This is a genomic window from Sphingomonas chungangi (genome assembly GCF_013778325.1).
GTDB classification, from domain to species: Bacteria; Pseudomonadota; Alphaproteobacteria; order Sphingomonadales; family Sphingomonadaceae; genus Solisphingomonas; species Solisphingomonas chungangi.
On sequence record NZ_JACEIB010000003.1, the window covers coordinates 358,694 to 372,356 of the forward strand.

The 13,663-nt window shown below is 63.7% G+C and carries 13 protein-coding genes; 6 read left to right on the forward strand and 7 right to left on the reverse strand.

Features of this window, described 5'->3' with window-relative positions; translation table 11 throughout:
- Positions 1-37 precede the first annotated feature (37 nt).
- The 3 genes from HZF05_RS06000 (at position 38) to HZF05_RS06010 (ending at position 3,371) form a co-directional block, all read left to right on the forward strand.
- Positions 38-1,171 (forward strand): phosphotransferase family protein, encoded by a 1,134-nt coding sequence (locus HZF05_RS06000; RefSeq protein ID WP_246331623.1) that lies wholly within the window; start codon positions 38-40, stop codon positions 1,169-1,171.
- On the forward strand, positions 1,164-2,498 hold the full coding sequence (locus HZF05_RS06005) for a spinster family MFS transporter (protein ID WP_246331625.1): 1,335 nt from the start codon (positions 1,164-1,166) through the stop codon (positions 2,496-2,498). Before HZF05_RS06000 ends, HZF05_RS06005 begins: the two co-directional genes overlap by 8 nt.
- A gap of 66 nt (positions 2,499-2,564) precedes the next feature.
- Positions 2,565-3,371, forward strand: coding sequence for an SDR family NAD(P)-dependent oxidoreductase (locus tag HZF05_RS06010; RefSeq protein ID WP_160363462.1), 807 nt, complete (start codon positions 2,565-2,567; stop codon positions 3,369-3,371).
- Between the two features lie 6 nt (positions 3,372-3,377).
- Here HZF05_RS06010 and HZF05_RS06015 read toward each other — a convergent pair whose 3' ends face one another.
- Positions 3,378-4,649, reverse strand: a complete 1,272-nt coding sequence (locus tag HZF05_RS06015; protein WP_160363463.1) for a sulfotransferase family protein — start codon at positions 4,647-4,649, stop codon at positions 3,378-3,380.
- A 253-nt stretch (positions 4,650-4,902) separates the two neighbouring features.
- On the opposite strand from HZF05_RS06015, the gene HZF05_RS06020 reads away from it, so the two are divergent.
- Positions 4,903-5,652 carry a tyrosine-protein phosphatase gene (locus HZF05_RS06020; RefSeq protein WP_246331627.1) on the forward strand — a complete coding sequence of 250 codons (750 nt, stop codon included), beginning with the start codon at positions 4,903-4,905 and terminating at the stop codon, positions 5,650-5,652.
- A gap of 13 nt (positions 5,653-5,665) precedes the next feature.
- Here the strand turns inward: HZF05_RS06020 and HZF05_RS06025 are convergent, their stop codons facing one another.
- The 6 genes from HZF05_RS06025 to HZF05_RS06050 form a co-directional block, all read right to left on the reverse strand.
- On the reverse strand, positions 5,666-6,448 hold the full coding sequence (locus HZF05_RS06025) for a glucose 1-dehydrogenase (protein WP_160363464.1): 783 nt from the start codon (positions 6,446-6,448) through the stop codon (positions 5,666-5,668).
- 99 nt (positions 6,449-6,547) lie between these two features.
- On the reverse strand, positions 6,548-7,285 hold the full coding sequence (locus HZF05_RS06030) for an SDR family oxidoreductase (protein ID WP_160363465.1): 738 nt from the start codon (positions 7,283-7,285) through the stop codon (positions 6,548-6,550).
- 33 nt (positions 7,286-7,318) lie between these two features.
- Positions 7,319-7,879, reverse strand: coding sequence for a VOC family protein (locus HZF05_RS06035; protein ID WP_246331629.1), 561 nt, complete (start codon positions 7,877-7,879; stop codon positions 7,319-7,321).
- Between the two features lie 11 nt (positions 7,880-7,890).
- Positions 7,891-8,286 carry a MaoC family dehydratase gene (locus tag HZF05_RS06040; RefSeq protein WP_160363466.1) on the reverse strand — a complete coding sequence of 132 codons (396 nt, stop codon included), beginning with the start codon at positions 8,284-8,286 and terminating at the stop codon, positions 7,891-7,893.
- Positions 8,283-8,738 (reverse strand): hypothetical protein, encoded by a 456-nt coding sequence (locus tag HZF05_RS06045; RefSeq protein WP_160363467.1) that lies wholly within the window; start codon positions 8,736-8,738, stop codon positions 8,283-8,285. Before HZF05_RS06045 ends, HZF05_RS06040 begins: the two co-directional genes overlap by 4 nt.
- Complete coding sequence (locus HZF05_RS06050; protein WP_160363468.1) at positions 8,738-9,901, reverse strand: acyl-CoA dehydrogenase family protein; 1,164 nt, start codon at positions 9,899-9,901, stop codon at positions 8,738-8,740. The genes HZF05_RS06045 and HZF05_RS06050 overlap by 1 nt, the downstream gene beginning before the upstream one ends.
- Before the next feature lie 185 nt (positions 9,902-10,086).
- On the opposite strand from HZF05_RS06050, the gene HZF05_RS06055 reads away from it, so the two are divergent.
- A complete protein-coding gene (locus tag HZF05_RS06055) occupies positions 10,087-10,893 on the forward strand; it encodes an SDR family NAD(P)-dependent oxidoreductase (RefSeq protein WP_160363469.1) in 807 nt (268 codons plus the stop codon).
- Positions 10,894-11,113: 220 nt separating this feature from the next.
- Positions 11,114-13,600, forward strand: a complete 2,487-nt coding sequence (locus HZF05_RS06060; protein WP_160363470.1) for a TonB-dependent receptor — start codon at positions 11,114-11,116, stop codon at positions 13,598-13,600.
- Positions 13,601-13,663: the final 63 nt, after the last annotated feature.

The following is a 13,663-nucleotide window of genomic DNA, read 5'->3' on the forward strand; positions in this document are numbered from 1 at the left end:
GCTTGGGTCGCCGTCATCGGATATAATGGAACCCGGAATGGCGGAAATGCTCGGATCGCTCGACATTCACGATCGGCTGACGACCTGGCTCGAGAGTGCCAGGCCCGACTGGCGCGATCTGCGGCTGGCGCCGTTGAACGTGCAGCTCGGATCGGGATTCTCCGCCGAGATCTTTTTCGTCGACGTGAGCTATGTAGATGCCGACGGTCACCAACAGCGCACGCTGGTCGTCCGCCGCCAGCCGCAGACGTTCGAAGTGGTGTTCGGCAGCGACCTGACGCTGCAGGCGAACATGATGGCCGCGCTCGATGCGCGAGGCGACGTGCCGGTGCCGGCCTGGGTCGGTATCGAGATGGACCCGTCGGTGCTGGGTGCGCCGTTCCTGGTGATGGGCAAGGTCGACGGCCAGGCCGCAACCCAGCGACCGAACTACAATCTCGAAGGCTGGTTGTTCGACTATGCGCCCGATCAGCGCTGCCATGCCTTCACGACCGCGTTCGAGGCGCTGGCCAAGCTGCACGCGATCGACTGGCGGGAGGGGTTCCAGTTTCTCGATCGGCCGCAATGGGGGGCGCCGGGGCTGGACCAGTATCTCGGCTACCTCGTCGAATGGCACAGCAAGACGGCAGTCGGCCGCGACAAGCCGATCCTCGATGCGGGCATGGCCTATGTGCTGGCCAATCGCCCGTCCGATGCCGAAGTCTGCGTGCTGTGGGGCGATCCGACGCCGTCCAACACGATGTGGACGCCCGACGGCAGCGTTGCCGCGCTGATCGATTGGGAGCTCGCGGCGATGGGGCCGCCCGAGCTGGATCTCGCGTGGTGGCTTTATTTCGACGACCTGTTCAGCCGCCGCTTCGGCGTGACGCGCCTGAAGGGCCTGCCGACCCGCGAAGAGAGCATCGCGATTTACGAAAAGGCATCGGGTCGCACGGTCCGCCACATGGACTATTACGATGTCGTAGCGGCCCTGCGCATGGCGCTGGTGGCCGCCGGCGCGTTCGAGCGGCAGGTTGCGCTGGGCAACATCCCGGCCACCAACACGTCGCTCGATAACAATCTGATGACCCTCTATCTTGCCGAACGGCTCGGCCTGCCTTTGCCCGAACTGGGCGACGATTTCCGAGCCTTCATGCGCAACCTCGTACCCGTCGAGGATCCTGTTGAGTAACGCGGTGGGGCCGGGGGCGACACGGACGGGGCGTGGCTGGTGGTTCCTGCTGGTCCTCGGCTTGGTTTACATGTTCAACTTCGTCGATCGCACCGCCATCTCCGTGGTCGGCGAAGCGATCCGTCGCGAGCTGCACCTGAGCGACCTTCAGCTCGGCATGCTCGGCGGCCTCAGCTTCTCGCTCTTCTACGCCGCGCTTGGTATCCCGCTGGCGCGGCTGGCGGAGCGCCGGAGCCGCATCGGCATCATCTCCGCCGTGACAGCGATCTGGTCGGTAATGACGGCCCTTTCGGGAATGGCCGGAAGCTTCGTGCAGTTGCTGGTGTGCCGCATGGGTGTGGGAATTGGAGAGGCCGGTTTCACGCCCGCGCTGGTGTCGATGCTGTCGGATCGTTTCCCTCCCGAGCGTCGAGCGGCGGCGTTCTCGATCATCGCCCTGGGTGTGCCGACCGGCGCGGCGATCGCGGCGACGGCGGGCGGCCTGATCGCCAAGCTCTACGGCTGGCGGATGGCGTTCCTGGCGCTGGGTGTGCCCGGGCTGCTGCTCGCTCTGCTCGTCATTGCGACGATTCCGGAACCACCGCGCCACGATGCCGGAGATTCCGCAGCTCCGCCTTTCGGCGCCGTGCTGCGGCGGGTGTCGCGATCCAGCGCCTTCGTTCATCTCACCGTCGGCAGCGGCCTGGTGGGAATGGTCGGCTACGGGCTCAATCTGTTCATGATTCCGCTGCTCGTGCGGCGCTACGGGCTCGACCTTCCACAGGCGGGCGGGATATTCGCCTTCTCGTCCAGCCTTGCCATTGCGATCGGCTCGCTGCTCGGCGGCCTCGTCGCGGATGCGCTCGGGCGGCGGGACATTCGCTGGTTCGGCTGGACGCCGGCCCTGCTGATGGCGATCGCGCTGCCGCTCTATTGGGTCGCTCTGCTGCAGTCGGACTGGCGCGCCTTCATGGCGCTGATGTTTCTGGCGAGCGCGGCGCTCTACGCATTCCTCCCGGCAATCATGACCGTGACGCAGCGGCTCGTCGAGCCGCGGATGCGCGCTTCGGCCGCCGCGATTCACGCCTTCGGGCAGACCGTGGCGGGCCTCGGCATCGGCTCCGTGCTGCTCGGTTCGCTCAGCGATCGCTTCGCGCGGCTCGCGTATCACGGCGATTATCGCGCGACCTGTATCGGCAAAGGCGCCCAGCCGATCTCGGCCGGATGCCTGCAGGCTTCGGCCGCCGGGCTCCAGCATGCGATGCTGTTGGCCGGGATCGTGCTGCTCTGGGCGATCGCCCACTATCTTCTGGCCGCACGCGCGCTCCCTGGTGAGGCGCGTTCCTAGCCGACGGTAGGGCCGGATGCCGGGCACCCGCGCGATGAGAGGCAAAATGGCGAAAGGATAAGGATGATGGCGGCGAGCCCCGTGCTGGATCGCGACAAATATGGGCCTTGGGCGGTCATCGCGGGAGGATCGGACGGCACCGGCGCGGCGTTCGCCCGCGACATCGCCGCTTCGGGTATCAACCTTCTCCTCGTCGCCCGTCGGCCGGGCCCGCTGGAGGGACTCGCCCAGGAATTGCGACAGGCCCACGGTGTCGAGGTGCAGACGCTGTCACTCGACCTCAACGCGCCTGACGCAGCTCAACGCATGGCGCAGGCCGCCGAGGGCAAGGAAGTCGGCCTCTACATCTCGAACGCCGGGGCGGAGAAGGGCGGGAGTTACTTCCTCGATCAATCGACCGAGACGATCCACAACCTGATCGCGCGCAATGTCGTGACCGTCGTCGATGCCTGCCAGCTGTTCGGCGCGCCGATGGTGGCGAGAGGCCGGGGCGGGATGGTTCTGATGGGATCGGGCGCCGGCCTCGGCGGGCAACCGGGTGTCGCGACCTACTCGGGCGTGAAGGCGTTCGTGCTCAACCTTGCGGAGTCGTTGTGGGGCGAGTGGCGGGCGAGCGGTGTCGATGTGATCGGGATCGCCGCGCCGATCATGGACACGCCCACCCTCCGCGAGTTGCTCGGCGATATGCAGATACCCGGCATGCTCTCTGCCGACGAAGTGGCGCGCACCGCGCTCGAACGTATGCGGGCGGGCGCGCCCTGCCATGTTTACCCGCTCGATCCCACGCCCGAGGAGGCCTTGCGTCAGAGTGACATCAGGCGCGATCGCATCCTGGCGGTGCAGGCGATCACCGCGTCGCTGTTCGGCCATTGACGCGGGCTATTTGACCTCGATCTGAACCGGGAAGCGATCGAAATAGAACTGGAAGGGGATTCGCAGCTCTTCCGCCGTGACGCCGAAATCGCGCTCCAGATTATAGGCGATCTTGGCGTCCCGCTTCTCTTCGTGCGCCGCCAGATAGGCGTGAAGCTGAGCGAGCGCCGCGTCGGTCAGCGGAATATCGGCGAGCGCATAGATCTTCCGCAGGATCGGATCGGGGTCGCGGATCCATTCGTGGAAGTAGACGTCGAGCGTCTGCGCCTTGGGCAGAATGTCATGGTCACGGACGCAACGCTCCAGCAGGCGGCGGTAGCGGTCGGGCCAGTAGTTCAGCGCCTCTTTGGGATCGATCTTCTCGCGCAGCATACGCGCCGCATAATGGTACATGGTAAGCTGTGATTGAACGGAGCCGACGGGATCACGATGGGTGATGACGAAGGTCGCATCCGGGAATGTTTTATAGAGGACGGGCAACTGTTCCATATGCTGTGGGCACTTGATGACCCAGCGGTTCGGGCCGTTCAGGAAGGTCAGCGCCTGCAGAGCCTTCTTGAGATAGGCATAGGGGCCGGTCTGATCCTCCGCCAGATAATAGTCCCGCCAGCGCGGCACATGGGCCAGCCATTCGATCAGGTAGGACGAGAAATCGAGCGCCTGGAGCTCGATGTCCTCGCTGATGTGGTCCGCCGAGAATTCGTGCATGATCGCCATGTACGGCAGCACCGCCGCCATGCCTTTCCAGCCTTCCTCGGCGCGGGTGCGGCGGGGATTGGCGTCGTTCGGCGTCGGTTCGTCGCCGGGAGCGGGCACCGGCGCGATCGCCTCCCACCAGGGCAGAGAACGCAGCCGCGTGTCGGCGCTGAGCAGACCGAGCAGATGCGTGGTGCCCGAGCGCGGTAGGCCGGCCACGATGATCGGGCGATCGATCTCGATATCGAGGATCTCCGGATGCCGCCGGATCAGGTCCTCCAGCCGCAGCCGCGTCGCCGCGAAGCGAACCGTCATCGTGTAGAGGTTGTGGCGGGTGACGGCGGACGCGTTGGTATCCTCGTCAATCGCCTGCAGCCAGACCTTGAGCCGCTCGACGAAGTCCATTTCGCCGAAATCCGAAAGGCCGGTCTGCGCCCGGGCGTCCGCGAAGATCGTCTCGATCTCGAAGGAAACCGGGTGAGCCGCGGCGGCGGCGCGCGCACCGGCCTGGAGCTCGGTCAGCACCGGATCGTGCAGATCGGTGATGTCGATCTTCTGTTGCCGTCGCGCGGTCATGCTCATGTCTCTTCTGCCTTATGTTCGCATGGAGCAAACGGCAGAATGCCGATCGTGGCAATTGCGGGCGATGTCGCAGATGCGCCAAAAGACTGGATCGCCTGCCAGGTCCTCGGAATCGCCGTTCGAGAGGTAGCTCGATGGACCACCCGACCGAAGACAGGGCAAGGCTGTTGGCTCTTGGTTGAGGCCTTGCCGGGGCGCAAAGGCATGACGATCCATGCCCTGCCAACCCACGGAGACAGGAATGACTCAGGCTTTGTCGAAGCTCAATTTTCGCGATCTCGGGGGCCTTCCGGCAGGAGACGGCGGCGTCGTACGGCGCTTGCTGCTCTACCGCAACGAAGGGCCCGCCAGCCTGTCCGATGACCATCGGCGGGAACTGGTCGCGCTAGACATCAGGCTGGTCTGCGATCTGCGTTCCGAAGTCGAACGGGACAAGGCGCCGAACGACTGGACCACCGCCCGTTTGTTCAATCTGGACATCACCAACGATCTTCGCGCCGAGACCAACGAGGGGTGGGCTGCGCTCAAGGATGATCCAAGCCCTGCCGGTGCACGCAAGGCCATGCGGACGAACTACGCCGCTATTCCCGGCGCGTTGTTGCCCCATCTGCGACCATTCGCCGATGCGATTCTTGCCGGCGAGACGCCGGTGCTCATTCACTGCACGGCCGGTAAGGACCGGACCGGCGTTCTGGTGGCGCTGCTTCTGCTCTTGCTGGGAGTTCCGAAGGATCAGGTCGTCGAGGATTATCTTCGCTCGGACGTCTTTGCCCGAAACCTCCGGCTCGGCGGTGCCATCGCGCATGCTTTCGAAGAGACATTTGGTTTCACGCCCAGCGAGGACACGATTGAGGCAATGACCGGCGTGGATAGGGACTTCCTCGATGCCGCATTCGATGCCGTGACGGGGCGCTGGGGCTCGATCGAGGGATATTTCGAGGCTGCCGGAATCGACGCGGCTAGACGCGCAACCCTTCGCGAAACATTGGTCGAACGAGGCTGAAGCGCGGCAACGCTCAACAAGTCAGCCATCCGCCATCGACGACGATCGTCTGGCCCGTCATGTAGGCAGAAGCATCCGAAGTGGCGAACAGCACGGCGGCGGCGATGTCGTCTGGACGACCCTGGCGACCGATCGGCGGCGCGAACCTGGCGATGGTCTCCGGGCTGAAGCCCGGGCCGGTCGAGGTCATCTGGCCGGGCGTCGCGGTGTTTCCGGGGCATATGGCGTTGACGCGGATGCCGTCCTTCACCACCTCCATCGCCGCAGCGCGCGTAAGGCCCGCGACACCGGCCTTGGACGTCGAGTAGGCGTAGAGGCTGGGCGTGGTCGCGTGGAAGGCGCTGTTCGATGCGATATTGACGATCCGACCGTCGATCCTATCGGCACGCATCCTTTTGACGACCTCGCGAATCGCGATAGCTGGGCCGCGCAGGTTGACGTCGAGCACGCTGTCCCAGAAATCGCCGGTCGTATCCTCCAGATAGTTACGGTTCTGCACGCCCGCATTGTTGACCAGGATATCGATGCGGCCGAACGCATCATGCACCTCCTCGACCAGCGCGAGGATCGCTGCTTCGCTCGCCATGTCGATCGTCCAGCTTCGCGCCTGGCCACCCTCGGCCACGATCGCGCCCGCGACGGCACGCGCACCTTCGCCGTTGATGTCCGCCACGGCGACGCGGGCACCCATGCCCGCCAGATAGCGGGCGATCGCCTCGCCCATGCCCTGCGCGGCGCCGGTGACGATAGCGGAGCGCCCGTCGAGACGGAACAATTTATCGAGATCGATCAGCACATTCGCCTCCTCGTCCGCGACGCCGTGCGGTCGCGAGCTCAAGGGGACGCGGGTTCGCCAGCCACCTCACCTGCCGGGCGAGGGGGACGACGGCCATGATCAGAGGCTGAAGCCGCCGTCCACGATCAGCGTCTGCCCGGTTATGTAGAGTGCGCGATCGGAGGCCAGGAAGGAAACCGCCTCGGCGATCTCATCGCCGCTGCCGAACCGGCGCAGCGCAATGCGCTGCTTCTGCGCTTCCCATATCTCGGGTGAATAGAGCGTCTGCAGGAAGGCGGCGCCCAGTCCCGCATCGATGATGCCTGGCGCGACCATATTCGCCCGGATGCCGTAGCGCCCCTCTTCCTTGGCGATTGCGCGACCCAAAGCCTCGATCCCCGCCTTGGGCACCGAGGAGAGAGAATCGCCGGGCGGATAGCTGTAATTGGCTACCGAGACGACCGAGACGAAGTTGCCCCCCTGCTGTCTGCGGAAGACAGGCAGGGCGGCGGCGACCACCCTGGTAAAGCCGATCAGTTCGGTCTCGATGACTTCGCGCCAGCTGGCCTCGTCGATCCGGCTCACGAAGGGCTGGCCGATGGCAACGCCGCCGGCGAAAATCACGGTGCCGATACCGCCGAAGCGCGCCGCCGCGTCCGCGATGGAGGACGAGACGCTGTCGGCGTCGGTCACGTCGCAGCGCATCGCGACACCACCGTCGATCGCAGCGGCCGTCTCCTTGGCCGCGTCCTGCCCGTTGCGATAGCCGACGACGACATGGTCCCATTCGGCGGCGAGCGCCCGGCAGATCGCGCTGCCGAGCCCTCCGCTTCCGCCGATGACGAAGGCGGCGCTCACCGTCTTGCGCGCTCCGCCTCGCTCATGACGATATTATTCGGCGGCGACGGCGGTCGGCGGCACGATCTCGGCGAAGACGGGATGCTCCCCCGGCCCCGCATAGGCGAACTTGCCCGGCGCATGATGCCAGCGGCCATCGTTGCGGCTTTCATAGGGCGAAGCGACCTCGATCAGGCAACCATGCGTGCTCTTCGGGCCGACCCAGCTCCATTTCTGCCAGGTCATGTCGGGGTCGTTGAAGGTCTGTCCGCCCCCGGGCAGATGCAGCCCTTCGGCCTTCAGCTTCTCCATCGCGCCGGGCACGTCGTCCGTCGTGTAGCACAGATGATGGACGTGCTCGCCGACCTTGTCGAGCCGGTCGCCCAGAGGCGTGCCCGGGGCGGGCTGGATGAACTGGATTTCGGTCGACTCCTCGTTGACGAAGGTCGCCCACTTCATCCCGGCATCGGCGCCGGACGAGAATTCGTCATATTTCACGATGCGCTTCTCGAGGCTCTTGGGATCGAGCACTCGCAGGATCTTGGTCCAGTCCTCGATAGCCTTGTCGAGATCGCGAACCACCATGCAAACGTGGGAAAAAGGACCGCTCGGCATATCAAATCTCCTTAGTAAGCGAGCCGGATGGTGGCGGTGCCGGAATTGACCGTACCGCGCCCTTCGGCATCGAGGCTGAACTCGCAGTCGATCCGTGCGCCATCGATCGCGACGATGCTGCCGCTGGCAATCACCTTATCGCCTGCGTAGACGTTATCCAAGAAGCGAGAATCCATCGCCTCGATCGTCGCACCCGGAAATGCGGCCATTAGCATGTTCATCATGTAGGCCACGTTGATCGGCCCCTGATTGATCACCTTGTCGCCGAGCCCCTTCGCCTTCACCACTTCAACATCGAGGTGGATCGGGTTGGGATCGGCGAGGAACACGGCCCAGTCCTTCATCGCCTCCGGGCTGACGCTCGGGATCGCGAACGATGGCAGCGCATCTCCAACGGCGTAGCTCATGCCAACTCCTTGCGCGGCAATACCCAGACATTGTCGGTTTCCAGCACCTGCGTGCCGTCGAGCGTGAGGAGCCTCAGCCGATAGGTCAGCACGTCCATCACGCCGAGCTTGCGGCTGCGCTTGCGGACGAGCGAGAGGATTTCGCCGGTGACCCTGTAGCTCTCGCCGATCATGAGCGGGTGGGCGAAGCGGACGCCCGAGCTTCCCATCATCGGGCCGTCCTCGACGTCGAACTCGCACGCCTCGCATACTCCGGCCACGGTTTTCCCCATCGCGACCTGGGTGGCGATATAATAATATATGGGGTGCGCAGTTCCGTCCGTCGCGGGTGTCGTCCCGGTCGAGGCGCAGAGCCGGGCGTTCTCCTCCGCGGTGATGGTGAACACCTTGGTGCCGTCCAGCGAAACGCCAGCGACGTCCGGGGCGGGGGGCAGGGTGGCTTCGTCGCTCATCAGTAGGACCTTGGCAGGCCGAGGCTTTCGGCGATCGAGTTGCGGACCATTTCGTTGGAGATCGGTGTCATGCGCAGGATGCGGTGATCGCGCCAGTAGCGCTGCATGTCCGTCTCTGCCGAATAACCCATGCCACCGAGGATCTGGATCCCCAGATCGGCAGCCTTCACGGCATTTTCCGTGGCGACCATTTTCAGCATATTGGCCTCGACGCCGCATGGCATCCCGTTCGATTGCATCCACGCCACGTTATAGAGCAGCAATTCGGTGGTCTTCTGCCAGGTCGCGATGTCGGCAACGTAATGCTGTAGGGCCTGGAATCGACCGATGATACCGCCGAACGCCTTGCGTTGGAGCATGTAGGCGACCGCATCCTCCAGCACGCCGTCGATCGCGCCGAGACATTGTGCACCCACCATGATCCGCTCGTTGTTGAGCGTCGGCAGCATCGCGTACCAGGCCTTGCCGGGCTCACCGAGCACGTCCTCGTCGGGGACGAACACATCCTCGTAATGGACCTCGCACGATCCCATCGCGCGCATTCCGAGTTTGGGCAGCAAGGAGGCGGTGATACCCTTCGCCTTGGCATCGACGAAGAACATCGTCAGACCCTGATGCTTCTTCTCGACATCCTTGTCGGTACGCGCCAGCACCAACAGACGGTCGGCGGCCTTGGCGGCCGTTGTCCACATCTTCGCGCCGTTGAGAATCCACCCGCCATCGACCTTCTCGGCATGCGTCTTCATAGCGCCGAGTACATCGGTGCCGCCATCCGGCTCAGTCATGCTGAGCGAGACGCGCAGCTTGCCCTGGGCCATCGGCCGCAGCCAGCGCTCCTTCTGCTCGGGGCTGCCGACCGACGCGATCGTCTTGGCGCCGCCGAATGACGTCAGCCCCCATACCCACAGCAATCCACCAGCCGTCCTCGCGAACTCGCGCGCGAAGATCATCTGCATCGTCACGTCGCCGCCGAGGCCGTCATATTCTTCGGGAATCCCGATCCCGAAAAAACCCTGTTCGGCGATTTTGTCCCACAGGGCGTAGGGGTAATTCTCCTCGTCGGCCTCCAGCTGGCGCATCCAGTCCTTCGGCGCTTCCGCATTCACCCAGCGGCGCACGATTTCCTGGAAAGACGCCTGCTCCTCACTCAACGAAAAATCCATGCCACTCCCCGGGATGCTATCTCGGCAAGCCTTTTGCGGCACCGGCCGTTTCTACACCTATCCAAGTGCAGGCGCCTCATGCCCCGGCTCCCGCCTGCCTGCCGACAGGCGCGCATGGAGGCATCACGCCCGATCGTGGCACCGCAGAGGGGTGCGCAATCGCGAAAGTGTGGAAGGACATCCACTTGGACAAGAATCTGACGGGGCGCGTGGCCATCATCACCGGCTCGGGCGCCAATATCGGCGAGGCCTGTGCCCGCGCATTGGCAGCGGCGGGCGCCTCCGTCGTTCTGGGCGACATCAATATTGTCGGCGCGGAGCGGGTGGCCGGGGAGATCGTCGCCGACGGCGGCATGGCGATGGCGCAGGCGCTCGACCTTGCCGAGGAAGCCAGCATCGAAGAATTGATCGATGTCGCCATCGCACGTTTCGGGCGGCTCGATATCCTCCACAACAATGCGGCCGACACCAGCCTGGCGCAGATGCACGCCGACGGATCGATCGCGGCGCTCGATGCCGCGGTCTGGGACAGAGCGTTCCGGATCAATGCACGAGGCACGATGCTGATGATCAAGCATGCGGCGCCCCACATGATCGCCGCCGGCGGAGGCAGCATCATCAATACATCGACCGGCGTTTCGTTGACTGGCGACATTTTCAACCCGTCCTATTCGTCGTCGAAGGCAGCGGTTAATGCGCTTACCCGCAACGCGGCGGTGCAGTTTGGCCGCTTCAACATCCGCTGCAACGCGATAACCCCCGGCCTCGTCCTTTCGCCATTGGCTCGTGAAATGATGACGGCCGATCAGATCGACATGATTCAGCGGCATGTATTGCTGCCGCGTTTCAGTCGCCCGGATGATATTGCAGGCGCCGTCGTGTTCCTCGCCTCGGATGCTGCGAGTTTCATCACCGGCCAGATCATTTCGGTCGATGGAGGGATCGTTCATCACACTCCCTATACCGCCGACGTTCTTGCATCGCTTGATTGACGACGCCCAAGCGCACGCATGCCGATGTAAATTTGTCGCACTCCCGAGATTGCTTTGTTCGGCGCGATACCCTGCACTTCGATAGGTAGCACGGGAGTCTTCCCTCGCCATGATAGTCGAAGCTGATGGGCATCGAGAGAGGTTGTTACCACTCGAAGTCACGGCTTCACCGAGAGACCAAGGGGCAAAGAACCTGCGGCTCATAGGGAGGGGAACATCTATGACGGCCTCAGTCCGTAAAATCCGCCTTTTGTCTAGCGTTGCTCCGTTTCTTGCGGTTGGCTTTATTTCGCCGGCGCTTGCTCAGACGGGTGGCCCCGCTTCGGGAACGACGATGGAGCCGCCGACAGCCGTTGCTCCAGCCGATACGACTACTGCCCAGCAACCTGCGGGGAAGGGGGCGGGCGGTCTTCAGGATATCATCGTCACGGCACGCCGGACCAACGAAAAGCTTCAGACGACGCCGGTCGCGGTGACCGCGCTGAACAATCAGATGCTGCTGACCAAGCAGATCGCGGCAGTGACCGACCTCGCTCGTTCGACACCCGCGCTCAGCATCGGCACCGGTGGTACCGGACCGGCCTCGATCGTATATCTCGCCATTCGCGGCGAAGCCCAGAACAGCCCGAACTCCTTCTCGGATAACGCGGTTGGCATTTATATCGACGGTGTCTATGTGGGGCGTCCCCTGGTGGGCAACCTCGGTTTCCTTGACATGGCGAGCGCCGAAATCCTGCGTGGCCCCCAGGGCACGCTGTTCGGCCGCAACACGACGGCCGGCGCGCTCAATCTCACCACCGCGCAGCCGACCGACAAGTTTGAAGGGTATGTGAAGGCCGGTGTCGGCAATTTCGACCAGCGCGTCGCGGAGGCCGTGGTCAACGTGCCGATGACCAGCGACCTTTCAGCGCGTTTCGCCGGCCGGTACGACAAGCATGGCGGCTACTTTCCGAACCCCTATCTGGGTCACGCGCAGGGTGACGTAGCCGGTGAATATTACGGCCGCGGGACGATCAAGTGGGCGCCCAATTCGCTGCCGGTGACGCTGACGGTCAGTGGCGACTACACCCATTATCGGGACCACGGAAACGCCAATTCGGTCGCCGCCATCAATCCGACCGGCCCACTGGCGACCTTCTCCGGGCTTAGCGCCGCCGGCGTTCCGGGCTTCACGGGCGTCAACCAACCCGGTGCTGCTCCGATCACGCAGTTCATCGGCACGCAATTCCCGCACACCGATCCCATCGCGTCGAACAGCTGGCGCGACACCTACGGTCACCCGACGACAGGTGACCCGGAAATCGATAATCTCGCCAACTTCAACAGCGCCGGCTCGGCAACGGCCAACCTCGTCGTCGATCTCGGTTCGGTGACGGTCAAGTCGATCACCGGCTATCGCCTGTCGGATACCGGGGACAGTCTCGATTTGACCGGCACGCCTACGAGTGGCGGTGCATTCGCCAGCGAGTACAAACAGCATCAGTTTTCTGAAGAGCTGCAAGTATCCGGGAAAATCGGAAGGTTGGACTATATTGGCGGTCTATATTATTTCCGGGAGGCGGGTAACGAGCGTTCGGACTCGTACATCTTCTATAATACGCCGTTCGGCACTAGGAACCGCAACTTCGCGGACTTCGTATCGTCCTCGAAGGGCGCCTATGCGCAGGTCAATTATCACGTCACCGATGCTTTGCGATTGACTGGAGGTATCCGCTACACCTGGGATAGCCGCTTCATCGATCGACATGGCGTCGTGGACTTCACAGTCCCGGATCCGATCTGCGCCGTCGGCGCAAATTCGGGGAAACCCGCGAGCGTCGCCGAATGCACGGCGCCGTCCAAGGCGAAGTTCCATTATCCCGCATGGACTGCCGGCGCAGACTACAAGCTGAGCTCGGACGTGTTCGCTTACGTGAAGACCAGCGGCGCCTCGCTATCGGGTGGTTTCAACGCTCGGCCGGTACCATCGTTCGCGTCGATTTCCTTCAAGCCGGAAGCGGTGCGTGACGTGGAAGGCGGTTTCAAGGGCGAGTTCTTCAATCGCCACCTGCGCACCAACGTCGCCGTTTTCTATGCGTGGCAGAAGGATGTTCAGCGTATCGTCAACACCGTGTTCGGGACGCCGCCGACGCTGTCGCAATATGTCAGCAACGACGGCAAGGTGCATACCTACGGTGTGGAGTTCGAGGGCACGGTCATTCCCTGGAAGGGCATGGCCATCGATGGCAGCTTCGCCTACCTGCATGCACGCTACGTCAAGGGCAGCCGGATCGAAAGCGAGCTGAACTCCGCCGGAGCGTTGGTCGAGGTCGATCGTTCGGGCGAGCCGATCACCCAGGCGCCGAAGTGGACGGCCAGTATTGGAGCGACGCAGACGTTCGAGTTCGAGTCCGGCAAGCTGTCCCTGCATGCCGATTACTCATACATTTCGTCTCGCTACTTCGATTCCGCGACGGCGGCCGACGCTGCGCAGGAGCCCGTCGTTGCGATCGAGAACGAGGCGTCCAAGATCAAGGCATACGGCTTGGTCAACGGGACGATCACGTTCGCCTTCCGCGGTGGCCTCGAGTTCAGCATCTGGGGCAAGAACCTGACCAACAAGCCTTGGTACACCAACGTGTTCAACAGCTATACGGGTCTAGGCGCCACCACCCAGTTCCAGGGCGCCCCGCGCACCTACGGTGGTACGGCCGCGATCCACTTCTGATAGCCATCTCCAGAAACGATTGGGGGACGGCGGTCGCCATGGCCGCCGTCCCCCTCTTTTTCG

Bases quoted from the DNA above. Each gene is read 5' to 3' on its own strand.
- HZF05_RS06000 (WP_246331623.1), top strand. From the start codon at position 38: ATGGCGGAAATGCTCGGATCGCTCGACATTCACGATCGGCTGACGACC.
- HZF05_RS06010 (WP_160363462.1), top strand. From the start codon at position 2,565: ATGGCGGCGAGCCCCGTGCTGGATCGCGACAAATATGGGCCTTGGGCG.
- HZF05_RS06015 (WP_160363463.1), bottom strand. From the start codon at position 4,649: ATGAGCATGACCGCGCGACGGCAACAGAAGATCGACATCACCGATCTG.
- HZF05_RS06035 (WP_246331629.1), bottom strand. From the start codon at position 7,879: ATGCCGAGCGGTCCTTTTTCCCACGTTTGCATGGTGGTTCGCGATCTC.
- HZF05_RS06040 (WP_160363466.1), bottom strand. From the start codon at position 8,286: ATGAGCTACGCCGTTGGAGATGCGCTGCCATCGTTCGCGATCCCGAGC.
- HZF05_RS06045 (WP_160363467.1), bottom strand. From the start codon at position 8,738: ATGAGCGACGAAGCCACCCTGCCCCCCGCCCCGGACGTCGCTGGCGTT.
- HZF05_RS06050 (WP_160363468.1), bottom strand. From the start codon at position 9,901: ATGGATTTTTCGTTGAGTGAGGAGCAGGCGTCTTTCCAGGAAATCGTG.
- HZF05_RS06060 (WP_160363470.1), top strand. From the start codon at position 11,114: ATGACGGCCTCAGTCCGTAAAATCCGCCTTTTGTCTAGCGTTGCTCCG.